Below are 18,617 nucleotides of genomic sequence, written 5' to 3'. Positions count from 1 at the left end.
AATCTTGCTGAGGATGGACCAAATGAAGAGAAGTCTTGGCGTTTATGCAGCAAAGGGAACGCCGGTCACCGCACGGCCTTATAATGGCGGTATGCAAAATCTCCTTCACAATCTCAATCCCGAACAACTCGCCGCCGTCACCTTGCCAGCACAATCTGCCTTAATTCTGGCGGGCGCTGGCTCAGGTAAAACGCGGGTGTTGACTACCCGTATCGCTTGGCTGATTCAAACAGGACAAGTGTCGCCATCAGGCGTTTTGGCGGTGACATTTACCAATAAAGCATCGAAAGAAATGCTGGCACGTTTATCGGCAATGTTGCCGATTAATACGCGAGGCATGTGGATAGGCACTTTCCACGGTTTATGTAATCGCCTGTTGCGGGCACATCACAAAGATGCGGGCCTGCCGCAGACATTTCAGATTCTCGATTCGCAAGATCAGTTATCAGCGATTAAACGCTTGCTGAAAGCGATGAATGTCGATGATGAAAAATACCCGGCACGCAATGTCATGTACTTCATCAATGGCGCCAAAGATCAGGGCTTGCGCGCGCATGAAGTGGAAGCCAATGATGACTACAATCGCAAATTTGTTGAGTTGTACGATTTGTACGACCAACAATGTCAACGTGAAGGTGTGGTCGATTTCGCCGAACTGTTATTGCGGACCTATGAATTAATGAGCCGTAATCAACCGTTGCGCGAACATTATCAATCCCGCTTTAAACATATTCTGGTCGATGAGTTTCAAGATACTAATGACTTGCAATACAAGTGGTTGAAGCTGATGGCCGGGCAGCATAGTGCCGTGTTTGCGGTAGGTGATGACGATCAAAGTATTTATGCATTCCGTGGTGCCAACGTCGGTAACATGAGCGCATTTGAGCGCGAATTCAAAGTCGAAAATTTGATCAAGCTAGAGCAAAATTATCGTTCGCATGGTCATATTCTTGATAGTGCCAACACGCTGATCGCCAACAACAGTAAGCGCTTAGGTAAAAATCTGCGCACCGATGCCGGCCATGGAGAGCCGGTGCGGATACAGGAGGTCAGTAGTGATTTGCAAGAAGCGCAATGGATCATCGAAGAAGCGAAAAGCCTGATCAATGAAGGCGCGTTGCGCAGTGAAATCGCGATTTTGTATCGCTCCAATGCGCAATCGCGCGTGATAGAACATGCGTTGTTTTCCAACGGAATTCCGTACAAAGTATATGGCGGTCAGCGCTATTTTGAACGTGCTGAAGTGAAGCACGCAATTGCGTACTTGCAGTTGATGGACAACTTGCACAACGATTCGGCATTTTTACGCGTAGTGAATTTTCCGACACGCGGCATAGGCGCACGTTCGCTGGAGCAGTTGCAAGACGCGGCAAGACAATATGGTATTTCGTTATATGCCGCTGTACCGTTTGTGACGGGAAAAGCGGGTGCTGTACTTGGTGCATTTACTAAATTAATCGAAGCCGCTCGTTTTGAAACGCAGCAATTGCCATTGCCGGAAATGGTGCAGATCATGCTCGATATGAGCGGCCTGATGGAACACTATCGCACTGAAAAAGAAGGCGCTGATCGCATCGAAAATCTGGAGCAGCTAGTCAATGCCGCGACCTTGTTTGTCTCGGAAGAAGGGTTTGGTGCGGATGCTCCAGCGCTGCTCGGACCGCAGGCGTCAGCCATGGCCGGTGCTGCAATCACGCTGGCTGATGGCGTCGAAATCATCGATGCGGATGCGCAGCTTTCTACCATCATGTCGCCATTGTCAGCATTTCTTTCTCACGCTTCGTTGGAGGCCGGTGATAATCAAGCCAAGACTGGCCAAGACGCGTTGCAATTGATGACGGTGCACTCATCTAAAGGTTTGGAGTTTGATGCGGTGTTTATTACTGGCCTGGAAGAAGGCTTGTTCCCGCACGAAAACTCACAACAAGAAGAATCTGGTGTCGAAGAAGAGCGGCGCTTGATGTATGTCGCGATTACCCGTGCGAAGAAACGTTTGTATTTGAGTTTTTCGCAAACACGGATGTTGCACGGTCAAACGCGTTACAACATGCGCTCACGTTTCTTTGATGAGTTGCCCGATGAAGCATTGAAGTGGTTGTCGCCAAAAATTCAAGTGCAAAAAAATGATTGGTTCGCACGTCCTAAAGCTGCATGGGTAGATGAACCGCAAGCGGGCGCGAACAACATTGCCAAGAATTTCAAGCGAGACAGCGGCTGGCGCATCGGCGAAAACGTCGCCCATCAAAAATTTGGGGAAGGCGTGATTGTGAATATTGAGGGCGGCGGCGACAACGCTCGTGCGCAAATTAATTTTGGCAAGCACGGGATGAAGTTGCTGGATTTGACGGTGGCGAAATTGGAGAAAGTGTAAAGTTGCTCAATATTCGCGCGCATCACGCAAACGAATCCGTCATTGCTGGAATAAAGTGAGAAGTGGGTAGGTAAAATATGGCGCAAAAAATAAACCATGAAGATTTGAAAACCCGTCGCGCTATTCGCAGCGACTTACCCCGATTGTTGGAATTACTGGCCGATGATATCCTTGGGAAAAGCCGCGATGCCGGCAGCAGTGACGATGCGTGCTATGTACAGGCATTCGAAGCGATCGCAGCAGATACTAACCAGTATCTATTGCTTGGCGAGCTGGATGGTCGTGTGATTGCGATGTTGCAGTTGACCTTTATCCCCGGCCTTAGTCGTCGCGGTGCCTTGCGGGCAAATATTGAAGCTGTGCGCGTCGACAGCAGCTTGCGCGGTCAAGGTATCGGCAACTGGATCATCGCTCAGGCATTGTTGATAGCGCAGGAGCGCGGATGCGATTTGGCACAATTAACCAGCGATAAAAGCCGGACTGAAGCGCATAGGTTTTATGCACGCCTGGGTTTCACGGCAACGCATGAGGGTTTTAAGCTCAAGCTGAAAACTTGCGCTTAATCGTGATCAGTACAAACTGTTCCGCATTCTCTCGATCTGAGCGAGATCATAAGCATCGGCATCGAAAGACTCTCCATTTAACCGCCGGTGTATCGCGCCAGCACTTGGCAGTCGAGAACGCTCGACGTGGCGCGTGGGATCCCATAACTTGGAACGGGCAAACGCCTTCGAGCAGTGAAAATACACTGCCTCGACGTCGACCAGTATTACCGTGCGGGGCAACTTGCCATCGACCGCAAAACTTTCTAGTAGCGCCGCATCGTCCGAAATACGGCCGCGTCCATTAACTCGCAACGTTTCGCCTACACCAGGCACCACGAACAGCAGCGCGAGATGCGGATCACTGATGATATTGCGCAGACTGTCCATGCGATTGTTCCCGATGCGGTCGGGAATCGCCAGAGTATGTTGGTCGATGATGCGCACGAAACCCGGCGTGTCACCGCGTGGCGAACAATCCAGCCCTTCAGGGCCGGCCGTTGCTAGTACGACGAATGGAGAGAACTCAATGAAGGCGCGATAATCTTCGTTGACGAATGTGATTTCTTTGTTGATTGCGCGTTCGTGAGGCTGGCCGTAAATTTTTTCAAGTTGCTCTATCGTTGTTAGCATATGCGCCTCTATCGGAAAGCTGAATGGTGTAAAACTTATTCTATATTTTCACAATCGGCAAACAACGCGGCTTGCCCGTGTTGTATCCCTTTTTCATCTGTCAGATTCCATACCGTCGCATTTTTGATCCAAAAACGTCGACCTGATTTGGCGATGCGAATGCCGCTGTAATTGTCGATATAACCGTGTTGCGTCACTGCGTCCAACAAGCGTTGGCGCTCTGCACGATCAAGCATTTCTGCGGATAAACGAGACGGCAGCTTTATAATCTCGTCCCAATTATATTCAAAACAATTTTGCGCTGACTGATTGGCATAGATGAAGCATGGATCTATGGCAGCGCTGTGCGCCAGAAGGCTGAATGGCGCATCGTGATATAACCAATGCGCATCTGCATCAGATGCCATCAAATTACGCCCGGTGAGACGCCGATAGCTTTCCGTCAGAATATGTAAAAAAATCTGATCTTGCGCGAAACCTGGCGTCATTTCACTGGGCCTTAGATGACGTAGGGAGTTTGTCTTGCGCGTCATCCGGGATGCCAAATACATCTGTATAAGCGGGATAAAACGAGCAATACAACACCACCGTCATCATGAGCGACAGCGGTAATAATAGCGTGATGGCGGCACCAGTACTGCCAAATATGAGTGCGGTGATCGTGCCTATAATGGTAGGCACGATGGTGCCGATTGCCGTCCACACCAACGAATAAGCAACAAACGCTTTGAACTGCCCCCAGACGGCGAAGAAGCTATAAAACAGGGCTTGAAATACGCCCATTTTTTTCCATGCAACCAGTGGAGCGGCATACCAAAAAGCCATCGCGAACGGTACATAAAGCGCGCAAGAAAACAGCATGGCTTGCGATATATCCAAGTCTTTTACGTTCTTGGCGTCGAGTTGAATTTGCCCGGTGACCACTTGCCAGAATGTGCCGTCGTCAACCAGCGCAGATGCGCCAATTACGCCGATGGCGACGATCAGATGTACGCAACCTAAAATGAGTAAATTTTTGATTTGCGGAGAACGGAAGCCGGTTAGCAGTACGCTGGGTAAAACCCGCTTTCCTTGCTCGACATGAATGCACGCTTGCATGAAGGCCATCGCAAATACCGGCAGCAATATCATGGGCAACAATTGGCCCAGCCAAGGGATGACACCGACAGCAAACATCAAAAACATGTACGTCAGCAGTAATGTGGAGATTTCTATTGGCTGTTTGCGAAATATGGCAAAGCCTCTTTTAATCCACAGCCAACCAGCTTTTGCAGGTAATTTTTCCATAGTGTTTCGTAGACCTCGTAACGCTTTAAATCAAAGCCGGAGCCAAGTGAGCGATACGTTGTCGTAATATCCGTTCAAAGTGTGTTGGATCGTGCGGCGTTAGCATTTCAGCTTCACGCGGCAAATAAAAATCATACAGACGAGATAACCAAAAGCGCAGCGCAGCGGCACGCAGCATCGGCTGCCAGGCCAACTGTTCGTCGGCGCTAAACGGTTGTATCGCCCGATAGGCATCGATCATGGCATTTACCCGATCATTATCCAGTTCGCCCGTATCAAGGTTAATGCACCAGTCGTTGACAGTGACTGCCAGGTCAAATAACCAGGTGTCGTAACCAGCAAAATAAAAATCAAAAAAACCTGACAAATGGTCGCCATCAAACATCACGTTATTGCGGAACAAATCGGCATGTACCGGGCCGCGTGGTAAGTTTTGATAGGTAGTCGTCAGTGCAAAATCTTCCTGAAATTGCATTTCCGTACGCAACAACTGTTGCGCATCCTCGGATAAATACGGCAACACGATAGGCGTAGTTTGGCGCCACCACGTGATGCCCCGTAAATTAGGCTGTTTAATCGCAAAATCTTGTGCTGCCAAATGCATTTTCGCAAGCATCGCACCAACCTCTGCACAGTGTATCGGCGCTGGCGACATTTGTGATGCGCCGCTGAGTTTGGTCACGATGGCAGCAGGCTTGTCATGCAGCGCATTGATAATGGCACCTTGGCGATTGGCGATCGGCGCAGGGACTGCAACGTCGCGCTTGGCCAGATGGCGCATTAACTCCAGGTAAAACGGCAACTCTTCAAAACTGAGCTTTTCAAATACAGTTAATACATATTCACCGGTTTCGGTGGTGATAAAAAAATTACTGTTTTCGATACCGGCAGAAATACCTTTGATGGCGAGTGCTTTGCCTAAAGAAAACTGCGGAAGCCAACGATTGAGGTCTTCTAAACTGACCGGGGTAAATACTGCCATAAGAGGTAGGAGCTAAAAGTGGATGCGGTATAAATGCCATCGCGCCATTGCAAGGCAATGGCGCGATGGTGATGCTTCTTGCTGTCTGGTTACGCGCTTAGTTTGCTGATTGCGTCATATTGTTGTCTGGTGGTGGCGCAGCAGTTTTGTTTTGCGGATCTCTTTCTGCGCCAGGATTGTCCGGCTTGGCCGGCTTAGGGCCACCAAAGGTGCCAATTGTCCACTCAGCACCTTTTACGTGATTCGAGCCACTGACTGGCGCGGTGACTTTGTAAGTGCTGCCGCCACTATGGACAGTTTCTTCGGTGATGACGCCTTGCGCATTACGTTTTTGGGTGATCTGCTTCTCACCTTCACCTTCATTATTATCCTTCTTGATCAACGGCGTGCCATCGTCGCTGACCTCTTCCAATTTTTGCAATTCCGGCGGAGGAGGCGCGGTAGCGCCGGTTTTATCCTGCGCATGTACCAGCAGCGGTGTTGCCATAACTGAAACACAGAGAGTCGCGGCGGCCCAGATTTTTGAGTTTTTCATTATGTTTGTAATGTAGTTATGGATTGGTTAGATAATTCCTAAGTCTCATTGTAGCAAACTGGTCGTGTCGATAGGGCGGTAGTCGCCCTATCTGGCGCGATTACAACATTGAGCCGGTATGGTGTTCCGAGGATTCCTCCAATGAAGTTTCACCCTCATCATAAAAATGAAATACCGCATCGACTATCTGTTCCGGGTCATCAATTACCTGCAGCAAATCCATGTCTTTTTCTGCAATCATGCCAGTGGTAACCAACTGCCCGCGGAACCAATCCAGCAAACCGGCCCAGAACGTGCCGCCTACAAGAATGATTGGGATATGACGTGATTTTCCGGTTTGTATCAAGGTCAATACTTCTGACAATTCGTCAAGAGTGCCAAAACCGCCCGGCAAGACGATGTAAGCATCGGCATGGCGAACGAAAGCAACTTTACGCGCAAAAAAGTGACGAAAACTCAATGAAATATCTTGCCATTTATTATTGCTTTGCTCATGCGGCAATTCGATATTCAGACCAACCGACGGCGATTTTCCTTCAAATGCGCCTTTGTTGGCTGCTTCCATTAAGCCCGGACCGCCACCCGAAATGACCGCGAAGCCAGCGTCTGAAAAGCGCCGTGCAATATTCATGCAGAGCGGGTAATACGGGTTATCCTCTTTGATTCGCGCAGAACCAAAAATAGAGACTGCTGGACGCAACTCTGACAAGCGTTCAGTAGACTCGATAAACTCTGCCATAATCGTGAACATATGCCATGATTCGCGTGCTTTCTTAGAAGTAGCGCGTTCGATGTCAGTCACTTGCCGCAAACGCGGCACATTTTTTCCGTTCGAATTCGATTCCATATGCAAAATACCTTGTTGTTAGTTGATGGTTCCAGTTACCTTTACCGCGCATTCCATGCATTGCCCGATATGCGCAATGCTGCCAATGAGCCTACCGGCGCGTTATATGGAATATTAAATATGCTGCGCCGTATACGGCTTGATTACCCTGCAGCTTACATTGCTTGCGTGTTCGATGCAAAAGGGAAAACCTTCCGTGACGACATGTATGCTGAATACAAAGCGACGCGTGCGCACATGCCGGAAGATTTAGTCAAGCAGATCGTTCCGATTCATGCCGCAGTACGCGCCATGGGCTGGCCAATTCTGATGGTCGAAGGCGTCGAAGCCGACGATGTCATCGGTACACTCACAGTACAAGCTGTGGCACATGGCATGCGCGCGGTGGTTTCTACCGGTGACAAAGATTTGGCTCAGCTGGTAAATCAACATGTGACCCTGATCAACACCATGAGCAACGAGACGCTAGATCCGCCCGGTGTGATAGCCAAATTTGGCGTACCACCAGAGCGTATCGTCGATTATCTCACGTTGATTGGTGACACCGTCGACAATATCCCCGGAGTATCCAAAGTTGGACCCAAGACAGCGGTCAAATGGCTGGCGCAATATGGCACTGTCGACGAAGTGATGGCAAACGCAGCCAACATCGGCGGCGCTGTCGGTGAAAATTTGCGACAAGCGTTAGATTGGCTGCCACAAGCCAAAGCGTTGGTCACGGTTAAAACCGATTGCGATTTGAGCGCACACATGGGTGAGTTTCCAGCATCGCTGGCAGTACAGCCCAATGATAAAGCAGCGTTGACAGAAATTTATACGCGCTACAATTTCAAAACGTGGTTGCGCGAATTGGGCAATGCAAATAGTGATACATCAACTTCAACCGCTACAAAAAAAGCGGCTGAAAGCATCGATAACAACCATACTGAAACTGTCGCGCAAAATAGTTTGTTTCCTGCCATAGAAACACACTATGAAACAGTGTCAACCGAAGCGCAGTTGGACAAATGGCTGACGCTGATAAACAACGCGGCATTGACATCAATTGATACCGAAACCACTTCACTAGAGCCGATGACCGCGCAGCTGGTTGGTATTTCGCTATGCTGCGAAGCGGGTACGGCAGCGTATATTCCGGTGGCTCATCGCGCACAAGATGGCGTCCAACAGTTATCGCGCGATGTTGTACTGGCGAAGATGAAGCCATGGCTGGAGGACGACAGCAAACATAAGGTCGGTCAAAATCTTAAATACGACAGCCACATTTTTGCAAATCATGGCGTGCACTTACGTGGCATAGCGCATGACACGATGTTGGCGTCGTATGTTTACGAATCGCATCTGCCGCATGGCATGGACAGTATGGCGTTGCGTCATCTTGGTCACACCACGATTACGTTTGAAGAAGTCTGTGGCAAGGGCGCATCACAGATCGGTTTTGATGAAGTCGAAATTGCACGCGCCACTGAATATGCCGCAGAAGATGCGGACATCACCTTGCGTCTGCATCAGGTATTGTGGGGACATATAGAACATGATGCCAAGCTGCGTTTTGTCTACGAAAAAATCGAAGTGCCAACCGAAGTTGTGTTGCAAAAAATCGAGCGTAACGGCGTGTTGGTGGATGCAGAGATATTGCTGAAGCAATCGCATGAGTTAGGCAAGCGCTTGTTGGAAATTGAGCAGCAAGCTTATGAGTTAGCCGGACAACCATTCAATTTAGGTTCGCCGAAACAATTGGGTGAGATTTTCTTTGAAAAACTCAAACTGCCTGTCATCAAAAAAACCCCTTCAGGCGCACCGTCTACCGATGAAGAAGTGTTGCAAAAATTGGCGGAAGATTATCCGTTGCCCAAGTTGTTGCTTGAATACCGTGGTTTGGCTAAGCTGAAATCAACTTACACTGACAAGTTGCCGAAAATGGTGAATCCGGATACTGGTCGGGTACACACTAATTACGCACAAGCGGTAGCAGTGACGGGAAGGTTGGCGTCTAACGATCCTAACTTGCAAAACATTCCTATTCGTACTGCAGAAGGCCGTCGTATCCGCGAAGCATTTGTCGCCCCAGAAAACAGTGTGATCGTTTCTGCCGATTATTCGCAAATTGAATTACGCATCATGGCGCATATTTCTGGCGATGAAAATATGTTGAAGGCGTTTGCCGAAGGTGTCGATATCCACCGTGCTACAGCATCTGAAATTTTTGGCGTGGACGCTGCGGATGTCACCAGCGAGCAACGTCGATATGCCAAGGTAATTAACTTTGGTTTGATCTACGGGATGAGCGCGTTTGGTCTGGCGGGCAATCTCGGCATCGAGCGGTCCGCAGCGCAAATGTATATCGATAAATATTTCATGCGCTTTTCCGGTGTTAAAAAATTCATGGATGACACGCGCTTGCAAGCGAAAGCGCAAGGCTATGTTGAAACAGTTTTCGGTCGTCGCTTGCGTCTACCGGAAATCAATTCACCTAACGGTATGCGTCGTGCGGGAGCAGAGCGTGCGGCGATCAATGCGCCTATGCAAGGCACGGCTGCAGACTTGATTAAACTGGCGATGATTGCGGTACAAGATTGGTTGGAAGCGCAAAAATTAAACACCAAAATGGTGATGCAGGTACACGATGAATTGGTGTTAGAAGTGCCGCAAGATGAACTGGCATTGATACGCGAAAACTTGCCAAAATTAATGGCGGGCGTGGCGGAGTTAAAAGTGCCGTTGATTGCCGAAGTGGGTGTTGGAAAAAATTGGGATGAAGCGCATTAATTTTTGATGGCTTTGCGTGAAGCGGTGACGGCTATGACATGTTGCGCTCACGGTCTTGTGGCGTAGATATTGGTGGCAAGGTTATGCGTGCACAAGTATCTCGATTATTAAGCTCTTTCTTTTTGAGTTACGCCGTTTTGTGAGCGCAACATGCCATAGCCGTCACCGCCTGGAGCCAATTTTGTTTGTGTCGCATGTTTTATCGTTCAGTTTTACTATGTCACTCTCAGGAGATTTCGAATGAAAAATTTGAAAAATGATGTTGATAGCTTGGTAGGAAACGCAAAATTAACAGCAGATCAGGATAGGCGCACATTCATACAAACAACGGTAGGCGTAGGTTTCGCCGCTGCGGTATTGCCAGTTTGTGCGCAGACCATGATTAAGACCGATACCGTTGGTTTAAGCGCTGGCGCAATTGAAATACCAGTGAAAAATAAAGACGGCACAGTTTTTTCGATGCCGATTTATCACGCGCAACCTGAAGGCAAGAAAAACCCACCGGTAGTGATTGTGGTCTCTGAGGTGTTTGGCCTGCATGAACACATCGCCGATCTCGCTCGTCGTTTCGCCAAGCTTGGTTACCTGGCGGTTGCCCCTGATTTATTCAAGCGTCAGGGCGATCCGGCAAAATACCCGACGATTTCAGAACTGATAGATAAAGTCGTGAGCAAAGTCCCAGACGATCAAGTCATGGGTGATATCGATGCTTGCGTTGCCTGGGCAAAAGACCATGGTGGCAATATCGAAAAATTAGGTATCACCGGATTTTGCTGGGGTGGTCGCATCACCTGGTTATATGCAGCGCACAATCCAAAAGTCAAAGCGGGCGCTGCATGGTACGGTCGTTTTGTGGGTGATAAGACTGAATTGAATCCAAGAAATCCGATTGATATTGCCGCGACATTGACGGTGCCGGTATTGGGTTTGTATGGCGAGAAAGATACGGGAATTCCGCAAGACACTGTGCAGCAAATGCGGACCGAATTAGCCAAAGGCCAAAGCAAATCGGAGATTGTTGTTTATCCAAATTCTGGTCATGCGTTCAATGCGGATTATCGGCCTAGTTATGTGAAAGCGGATGCCGAAGATGGCTGGAAGCGGACCTTGGAATGGTTTAAGGCGCATGGGGTGAGTTGATTGCTTGCCTTGTCAGCTAATGTTTTCACTTAGGTGCAAGACAAAAAGGAGCCAGTAATGAAGCATTTGATTACTGTAGGATTTTTAATCGCAGCTTATGTCATGTACGACTTGGGTGCAGAGACTAGCTTCGTCATTCTATTTGCTCTAGGCGCCGCTTCCGAATTGATATTCTGGAAGCGAATACTAAGTCTGCATAAAAAATAAGAGCTATGCAGCTGTCTGAACTTCACTGCACATTGCGTGATTTGTTTATTTAACCTTGTTCATAAGCCCGCTGCAAATCGGCGATGATGATTTTATCCATTTTCATCATCGCCATCATCACATTGTTAGCCTTCCTGGCATCTTTGTCTTGCAACAATTTCCCCAAAATGGTGGGGACGATTTGCCATGACAGTCCATATTTATCTTTCAGCCACGCGCATCGACTTTTTTCTCCGCCTTCAGAAAGTTTCTCCCAAAAATAATCAACTTCTTCTTGCGTTTCGCAATTGACGAAGAACGATATTGCCGGCGTAAAGGTGAATTGCGGGCCGCCGTTAAGAGCAATAAATGTTTGCCCTTCGAGTTCAAAGGTAGCGCTCATCACGGTGTCCGGTTCACCCGGGCTGCTTTCGCCATAGCGTGTGATATTCAGGATTTTTGCATTTTTGAAAGTCGACGTATAAAAATGTATTGCTTCTTCGACTTTCCCATCAAACCACAAAAACGGCATGATTTTTTGCATATGCCCTCCGGCAGTGTCGTTCAGTTATTAAACGCCCGTCGTCATTGGCCGCGACGGATCTGCACACCATTCACTCCAAGATCCCGGATATAACGATGCGCCATGCATGCCTGCGATTTCCATCGCCAACAAATTATGGCAAGCGGTTACGCCGGAGCCGCATTGCATAACAGTATGTAGCGGATCACTGGTGAGGTATCCGAATTCTTGTTGCAACTGATGACCAGATTTAAAGCGGCCATCCGGTAGCAAGTTGTCTTTGAAAAAACGATTCTTGGCACCCGGAATATGACCGCCGACGGGGTCTATGGTTTCGTTTTCTCCGCGGAAGCGATCAGGTGCGCGGGCATCGATTAACACGTGTTTAGGATTGATTAAATGTGTTTCAACATGATGCAAGTTGACGCTATGTACCAAGGGTGTTTTGAAGCTGATGTTGCCCGGTGCGGCTAGTGGTTCGACGGTTGACAATGGTTGTCCTTCCGCTTGCCATGCTGCCAGGCCACCATCCAGGACTGCAACATTGGCGTGACCGATGGAGCGTAATAACCACCACAAGCGCGCAGCAAACATGCCGCCATGCGCGTCGTAGGCGATTACTTGCGTATCATCGCTAATTCCCCAATGCTGTAATTTCGAAATTAAATTGTGATGATCTGGCAATGGATGACGACCTTTGAATGTGCCATCGGCTGCATGTTTGGCACCGGATAAGTCGTTATCAAGATGTGCAAAGCGTGCATTTTTAATATGTCCCGCATCGTACGCCGCGCGCCCTGCATCGGGATTGGCCAGATCGTGGCGACAATCTATGATGACCCAATCTGGTTGTGCATGCAGCAGCAGGTTAGTGGCTGAAATCAATGTGGTGTAGTGATGGGTCGACATGGTGTGCCTCGCGAATATGATTAGTCATTGTTGTTATTGACGTGCCTGATGTTGATTATAGAACGTTGCCAGTAATCCGCCGACCAGAATGACGGCAATGCCGATCCATCCTAAAGCGTCGAGCTTATCTTGCCAAATGACTATGCCCCAGATGCTGGAAAAGACGATGCCGGTGTATTGCAGATTGGCGGTCAATAAAGCGTTGCCTAGTCGATATGCGCGGGTCATCGCAATTTGCGCTAGCGTTGCGCTGATGCTTAATGTGAATAAAAGGAAGATGCCTTTGGTGCTATGCGCATGCCAAAGTGGGATTGTCCCACCGTAAAATAATAAATTGCCAAGCACGCCCGCAATGGCGCATACGACGGAAAAATAAAAGACGACGCGGTATTCCGGTTCTCCTAATTTTCCTAAATGACGTACTTGCAAATAGGCGAGGGCGGAAATGAAGCCGGAAACCAGCGCAATGAGACCGCCTATCAACTGCGCATTATCAACCGATGGCCGCAATAGCAGCGCAACGCCCATAAAGCTAATCAGAATGGTCGAGGCCAGGGGCCATTCAAAACGTTTGCTGCCGTGCAGCCAGGCGCCAATAAACAATATCGTCGCCAGCCAGATAGACGAGGTGTAATTGAGCGTGGTGGCGGTAGCGACCGGTAGCAGGCTAAACGAAAAAAACCACAACCAGAGAGAAATTGTTCCGACGATTCCACGCTGGGCGTGTTGCCGTACTAGCGGTGTTTTTAGCGTGCCGCCTTTGATGGAGATCAAAATGAGAATGAACAACATGCCGACGATACCGCGACTGGCCACGATCTCCGCGATGGTGTATTGGTCGGAGGCGAGTTTGACGCAAACGCCCATAATGGAAAACATAAGGCTGGCGACCAGCATCCAAAGTGATTGCATGAAAGGTGAGTAAGTTTGAGTGCAGTGATTGGGTAAAAAAAATGAGCCATCGTATGATGGCTCATTTTTTAACTATGCGTCTTAAGTAAGCGCGAATAAGTATTTATGCGTCGCGGTCTCTCTTTGCCGGACTAACGTATTGCCTGCGTCGAGACATCTAGTCTAAATACCTATGCGAACATTACATAATGTTTTAGATCGCCGGACCTGGTTTTTCCATCTGATCGCGATACCATTCATGAAAATGCTGCATACCGTCTTCCATCGGTGATTGATACGGCCCGACTTCGCTAGTGCCGCGTTCCATCAATATCTTGCGGCCGGCATCCATGCGCAAGGCGATTTCGTCATCCTCGACCGCGGTTTCCATGTAGGCAGCGCGTTCAGCTTCGACCATTTCACGTTCGAATAATGCAATTTCTTCCGGATAGTAAAACTCGACCACATTAGTAGTTTTTTGTGGGCCGGTTGGCCATAAAGTCGACACTACCAGCACGTGTGGATACCATTCCACCATCACGTTAGGGTACAGGGTAAGCCAGATCGCGCCGAATTTCGGCGGTTGGCCATTGTTGAACTTAAGTACCTGCTCTTGCCATTTTTGATACGTTGGCGAACCGGGCTTGACCAAGCCTTGATTAACGCCGACGGTCTGTACGCTGTAATCCTTGCCGAATTCCCATTGCAAATCATCGCAACTGACAAAGCCGCCCAGACCAGGATGAAACGGCTCAACGTGGTAATCCTCAAGATATACCTCGATGAAGGTTTTCCAGTTGTAGTCGCATTCATGCACTTCAACATGGTCGAACAGGTAATTGCTGAAATCGAGATCTTTGGCAACGCCTAAACCATGTAGCTTTTTGTTAACATCGAAGCTGTTTTGTTCAAACAATAGACCGTGCCAATTTTGCAATGGCGTCGTCGATAGATTCAGGCATGGCGTTTCATCGAAATGCGGTGCGCCTATCAGCTCGCCTTTTAAATCGTAAGTCCAGCGATGCAGCGGGCAAACGATATTGTGCGAGTTGCCGCGACCATCGAGCATTTTGGCCTGACGATGACGACAGACGTTAGAGATCAACGCTATGCCTTGAGGCGTATCGTTATTGCGCACCAGCATGCGGCCTTCTTTTTCTGCTGCCAGCGTGGCGTAATCACCAACGTTAGGCACCATCAATTCATGACCGACATAATGCGGGCCACGGGCAAATAGCTGGGCGATTTCGCGCTTTAATAGCGCTTCGTCAAAATAGACGTTGACCGGAAGTTGCGCGTTGGAGCGCGCGAGCTTGGAAAATGTAACCAGATCGGACATTCCCACCCCCCAAATTAATTTTCACCAACCTAAGGAAGAAAGAATCCACAAAAACCTAGGACTTACGCAAAACCGCCACAGCGGCGTTATATCTCCTGGTCGTACCGACGTACTGCCTGCGTCGATATGCCTTGCTGCGACAATTTTGCGTAAGTCCTAAAACCTATATTCAGAGCAAACTAAAAGAAAGGCGGAAATTTTGGACAGAACCCAAGATTATACCGTACAAAGATAAATCGCTGACCGTAGAAATGAAAAAAATGCTGACAAACGCCTCAAAATTCAACGAGTTAGCGTTGTTTGCTCTAAAATAGAGGGCCTTATTTAACACTTGTTGAAAAATTTTCATCATCGCTTTTGTGCAGAGCACAGATTTTAAACAGGTCCACATTTCTACAACGCTCCCACACTGATTCATTATGGCTAAGAATTCTCCGCCCTCCGCAGTTCCTCCCATCCCAGCTTCATTCGAGCAAGCCATGGGCGAGCTGGCACAGCTGGTCGAGCAAATGGAAGCGGGCGAGTTGCCGCTAGAAGCATCAGTTGCTGCGTATAAGCGGGGTTCTGAACTGGTCAAATTTTGCGCGCAACAACTCGACAAGGTTGAAAGCCAGGTCAAAGTGTTAGAGGGTGACATGCTCAAGCCATACACTGCACCTCAAGCTGAGGGAGCGGACGAATGACGGCAATGACAGCACAGCGAGTGCACGCCAGCGAAGGTAGTGATGCCGTCGCATTCGGCGTATGGATGCATCAAGTACAAACCACGATGGAAGCTGCGTTGTCCGCCTTATTACCAGGCGAAACGACAATGCCGGCGCGTCTGCATCAAGCGATGCGTTATGCGGTGCTAGACGGTGGCAAACGGGTGCGGCCATTATTGACATTTGCCGCGGCAGAATTATTCGATGCGCCATTGTCGGTGGTGCAACGCGCAGCGGCAGCGGTGGAAATGATTCACGCTTATTCGCTGGTGCATGACGATATGCCGTGTATGGATGATGACGCGCTGCGGCGCGGCAAGCCGACAGTACATGTGCAATATGATGAAGCTACAGCATTGCTCGTGGGTGATGCCTTGCAATCACAGGCATTTGTGGTGTTGTCTGAAGAACAGAATAATATTGATGCACGTAGCCAGATGACGCAGCTACGTATATTGGCGCAAGCGTCCGGTTCGTTGGGTATGTGCGGCGGTCAGGCGATTGATCTGGCAAGTGTCGGTATCAAATTGTCATTGGCAGAGTTAGAGCAAATGCATAAGTTGAAGACGGGCGCATTATTGCGGGCGTCGGTGATGTTGGGTGCGTGGAGCGGTAAAGCGCTGTCCAACACGGAAACACAGGCTTTGGAAACGTACAGCAATGCGATTGGACTGGCATTCCAGGTGGTCGATGACATTCTCGATGCCACCGCCGATTCGGCCGCGTTAGGGAAAACCGCCGGAAAAGATGCAGCAGACAACAAGCCTACTTACGTGTCGATACTGGGCTTGGAAGAGTCGCAAGCATTGGCAGAAAAATTGCGTTGTGATGCGCACGCGGCGGTTACCTTGTTTGGTGACAAGGCACAGCGTTTGCGTGAACTGGCAGACTTGATCGTACAGCGTAAAGCTTGACGGTGAGTTTTGAATTACGCGTCGAATTGCGCGACGCATTGAACCTGATACCTTATCCATTATTTAGCGAAAAAATCAGTGAATAACATACTAAATAAAATAAACAGCCCGGACGAATTACGTCAACTTAGCCGTGCAGAATTACTGCCGCTGGCTGATGAGTTACGTGCGTTCGTGATTGACTCGGTATCGAAAACCGGCGGCCACTTATCTTCTAATCTCGGTACGGTGGAACTGACTATCGCCTTGCATTATGTTTTTAATACACCCGAAGACAGATTGATTTGGGACGTTGGTCATCAAACCTATCCGCATAAGATTTTGACTGGTCGCCGCGATCAGATGCACACTTTGCGGCAGCTTGATGGTATTTCCGGCTTTCCGCGTCGCAGTGAAAGTGAATACGATACTTTCGGTACCGCACATTCTTCGACCTCCATTTCTGCAGCGCTGGGCATGGCCCTGGCGGCTAAAACCAAAGGCGAAACGGATCGTTACGCGATCGCGGTAATTGGTGATGGCGCCATGACAGCCGGGATGGTGTTTGAAGCGATGAATAATGCCGGCGTGTATGACGACATTAATCTGATCGTAGTCTTGAACGATAACGATATGTCAATTTCACCACCAGTTGGCGCGTTGAATCGCTATCTGGCGCGATTGATGTCTGGTAAGTTTTACGCCCAAGCCAAAAACATCGGCAAGTCCATCATGCCAGAGCCTGTGCGGCAATTGGCAAGACGAATTGAAGGTCACGCCAAAGGAATGATCGTTCCAGCGACGATGTTTGAAGAGTTAGGCTTTAACTATATTGGTCCGATTGACGGTCATGATCTCGATTCCTTGATCCCTACATTGCAAAACATGAAGGATTTAAAAGGCCCGCAATTTTTGCATGTGGTAACCAAAAAAGGGCAAGGCTACAAACTTGCGGAAGCCGATCCCGTGTTATATCACGGCCCCGGGAAATTCAATCCCGCTGAAGGTATCAAGCCAGCGACATCGAGCAAAGTGACGTACACCCAGGTTTTCGGCGACTGGCTGTGCGATATGGCCGCGCAAGATAACAAACTGATCGGCATTACACCTGCCATGTGCGGCGGTTCCGGTATGGTCGAATTTGAACAGCGTTATCCAAACCGTTATTACGACGTCGGTATCGCCGAGCAGCATGCGGTAACGTTTGCGGCCGGTTTGGCATGCGAAGGTTTGAAACCGGTAGTGGCGATTTACTCCACTTTCTTGCAACGCGCTTATGATCAATTGATCCATGACGTCGCCTTGCAAAATCTGGATGTGACATTCGCGTTAGACCGTGCCGGACTGGTCGGCGCTGATGGCGCAACCCATGCAGGCAATTACGACATCTCTTATTTGCGTTGCATCCCTAATATGGTGGTGATGGCCGCATCTGATGAAAATGAATGCCGCCAAATGCTATCGACTGCTTATCAATATCCAGGTCCCGCCGCCGTGCGCTATCCGCGCGGTGCAGGCACTGGCGCAGTAGTCGAAAAGGTACTTACCACGTTACCGCTTGGTAAAGGTGAAGTGCGACGCGAAGGGAAGAGCATCGCGATTTTAGCGTTCGGCACCATGCTCGCGCCAAGTCTGAAAGCCGGTGACGCATTGGATGCAACCGTCGCCAATATGCGCTTTATCAAACCGCTGGATACAGCGCTATTGCTGGAACTGGCAAAGACGCACGATGCTTTTGTGACTGTCGAAGAAGGTGCCGTCATGGGCGGTGCTGGCGCTGCCGTGGCAGAAGCCTTGGCCGAAGCTGGCTGCGTTAAACCGATATTGCATCTGGGTTTGCCAGATCGTTTCATTGATCATGGCGACGTCGCTCAATTGCTGGCTTTATGCGGTTTGGATGCAGATGGTATTACTGCTTCTATACGTCAGCGCTTTGGCAAAGATGCTTTGCGCCTGGTGGCAAATCAGCATTAAAAACTAACGCAGTAGGAAATCGAAGGGCGCACGATTTGTGAATCGTGCGCCCTTTGCATTTATGGCTGCGATAACTATTGTTGCGCACCCTC

Annotated in this window: 17 protein-coding genes; 7 read left to right on the top strand and 10 right to left on the bottom strand. The window is 49.1% G+C overall.

The window, feature by feature from the left end; genetic code table 11:
* The first annotated feature begins 91 nt into the window (after positions 1-91).
* Positions 92-2,371, top strand: coding sequence for a UvrD-helicase domain-containing protein (locus tag GEV47_RS12195; RefSeq protein ID WP_153235071.1), 2,280 nt, complete (start codon positions 92-94; stop codon positions 2,369-2,371).
* Positions 2,372-2,448: 77 nt separating this feature from the next.
* Entirely contained in the window at positions 2,449-2,934 is a 486-nt protein-coding gene (locus tag GEV47_RS12190) for a GNAT family N-acetyltransferase (RefSeq protein ID WP_153235041.1), read from the top strand.
* 6 nt (positions 2,935-2,940) lie between these two features.
* Here GEV47_RS12190 and GEV47_RS12185 read toward each other — a convergent pair whose 3' ends face one another.
* From GEV47_RS12185 to GEV47_RS12160, 6 genes are all read right to left on the bottom strand, one after another.
* Positions 2,941-3,546, bottom strand: a complete 606-nt coding sequence (locus GEV47_RS12185; RefSeq protein ID WP_153235040.1) for a pyridoxamine 5'-phosphate oxidase family protein — start codon at positions 3,544-3,546, stop codon at positions 2,941-2,943.
* Positions 3,547-3,581: 35 nt separating this feature from the next.
* A complete protein-coding gene (locus GEV47_RS12180) occupies positions 3,582-4,034 on the bottom strand; it encodes an MEKHLA domain-containing protein (RefSeq protein WP_153235039.1) in 453 nt (150 codons plus the stop codon).
* A 1-nt stretch (position 4,035) separates the two neighbouring features.
* Positions 4,036-4,833: a BPSS1780 family membrane protein gene (locus GEV47_RS12175; protein ID WP_153235038.1), complete on the bottom strand. Its 798-nt coding sequence runs from the start codon at positions 4,831-4,833 to the stop codon at positions 4,036-4,038.
* Positions 4,834-4,858: 25 nt separating this feature from the next.
* Positions 4,859-5,815 carry a homoserine kinase gene (locus tag GEV47_RS12170; protein WP_153235037.1) on the bottom strand — a complete coding sequence of 319 codons (957 nt, stop codon included), beginning with the start codon at positions 5,813-5,815 and terminating at the stop codon, positions 4,859-4,861.
* 97 nt (positions 5,816-5,912) lie between these two features.
* Positions 5,913-6,350, bottom strand: a complete 438-nt coding sequence (locus tag GEV47_RS12165; protein WP_153235036.1) for a hypothetical protein — start codon at positions 6,348-6,350, stop codon at positions 5,913-5,915.
* A gap of 100 nt (positions 6,351-6,450) precedes the next feature.
* Positions 6,451-7,197 (bottom strand): LOG family protein, encoded by a 747-nt coding sequence (locus GEV47_RS12160; RefSeq protein ID WP_153235035.1) that lies wholly within the window; start codon positions 7,195-7,197, stop codon positions 6,451-6,453.
* Between GEV47_RS12160 and polA the strand changes: the two genes are divergently transcribed.
* Positions 7,198-9,966, top strand: coding sequence for a DNA polymerase I (polA, locus tag GEV47_RS12155; RefSeq protein ID WP_153235034.1), 2,769 nt, complete (start codon positions 7,198-7,200; stop codon positions 9,964-9,966).
* 240 nt (positions 9,967-10,206) lie between these two features.
* On the top strand, positions 10,207-11,106 hold the full coding sequence (locus GEV47_RS12150) for a dienelactone hydrolase family protein (protein ID WP_153235033.1): 900 nt from the start codon (positions 10,207-10,209) through the stop codon (positions 11,104-11,106).
* 256 nt (positions 11,107-11,362) lie between these two features.
* Here GEV47_RS12150 and GEV47_RS12145 read toward each other — a convergent pair whose 3' ends face one another.
* From GEV47_RS12145 to GEV47_RS12130, 4 genes are all read right to left on the bottom strand, one after another.
* The gene (locus GEV47_RS12145; protein ID WP_153235032.1) at positions 11,363-11,836 is read right to left on the bottom strand and encodes a VOC family protein; all 474 of its coding nucleotides are present in this window, start codon (positions 11,834-11,836) and stop codon (positions 11,363-11,365) included.
* Positions 11,837-11,863: 27 nt separating this feature from the next.
* The gene (locus GEV47_RS12140; protein WP_153235031.1) at positions 11,864-12,724 is read right to left on the bottom strand and encodes a sulfurtransferase; all 861 of its coding nucleotides are present in this window, start codon (positions 12,722-12,724) and stop codon (positions 11,864-11,866) included.
* 33 nt (positions 12,725-12,757) lie between these two features.
* Entirely contained in the window at positions 12,758-13,636 is an 879-nt protein-coding gene (locus GEV47_RS12135) for a DMT family transporter (RefSeq protein ID WP_153235030.1), read from the bottom strand.
* 193 nt (positions 13,637-13,829) lie between these two features.
* A complete protein-coding gene (locus tag GEV47_RS12130; protein WP_153235029.1) occupies positions 13,830-14,954 on the bottom strand; it encodes an aromatic ring-hydroxylating oxygenase subunit alpha in 1,125 nt (374 codons plus the stop codon).
* Positions 14,955-15,373: 419 nt separating this feature from the next.
* Here GEV47_RS12130 and GEV47_RS12125 point away from each other — a divergent pair, with 419 nt between their 5' ends.
* The 3 genes from GEV47_RS12125 to dxs all read left to right on the top strand — a co-directional run bounded on the left by GEV47_RS12125 (position 15,374) and on the right by dxs (position 18,525).
* Positions 15,374-15,637: an exodeoxyribonuclease VII small subunit gene (locus tag GEV47_RS12125; protein WP_153235028.1), complete on the top strand. Its 264-nt coding sequence runs from the start codon at positions 15,374-15,376 to the stop codon at positions 15,635-15,637.
* A complete protein-coding gene (locus GEV47_RS12120; protein ID WP_407646240.1) occupies positions 15,634-16,572 on the top strand; it encodes a polyprenyl synthetase family protein in 939 nt (312 codons plus the stop codon). The genes GEV47_RS12125 and GEV47_RS12120 overlap by 4 nt, the downstream gene beginning before the upstream one ends.
* Before the next feature lie 87 nt (positions 16,573-16,659).
* Positions 16,660-18,525 (top strand): 1-deoxy-D-xylulose-5-phosphate synthase, encoded by a 1,866-nt coding sequence (dxs, locus tag GEV47_RS12115; protein WP_322741629.1) that lies wholly within the window; start codon positions 16,660-16,662, stop codon positions 18,523-18,525.
* The last annotated feature ends 92 nt before the right edge of the window (positions 18,526-18,617 follow it).

Source organism: Glaciimonas soli (genome assembly GCF_009497155.1).
Lineage (GTDB): Bacteria > Pseudomonadota > Gammaproteobacteria > Burkholderiales > Burkholderiaceae_D > Glaciimonas > Glaciimonas soli.
Note: the sequence above shows the minus strand (reverse complement) of the source record. Positions and strands in the feature narration are given on the sequence as shown.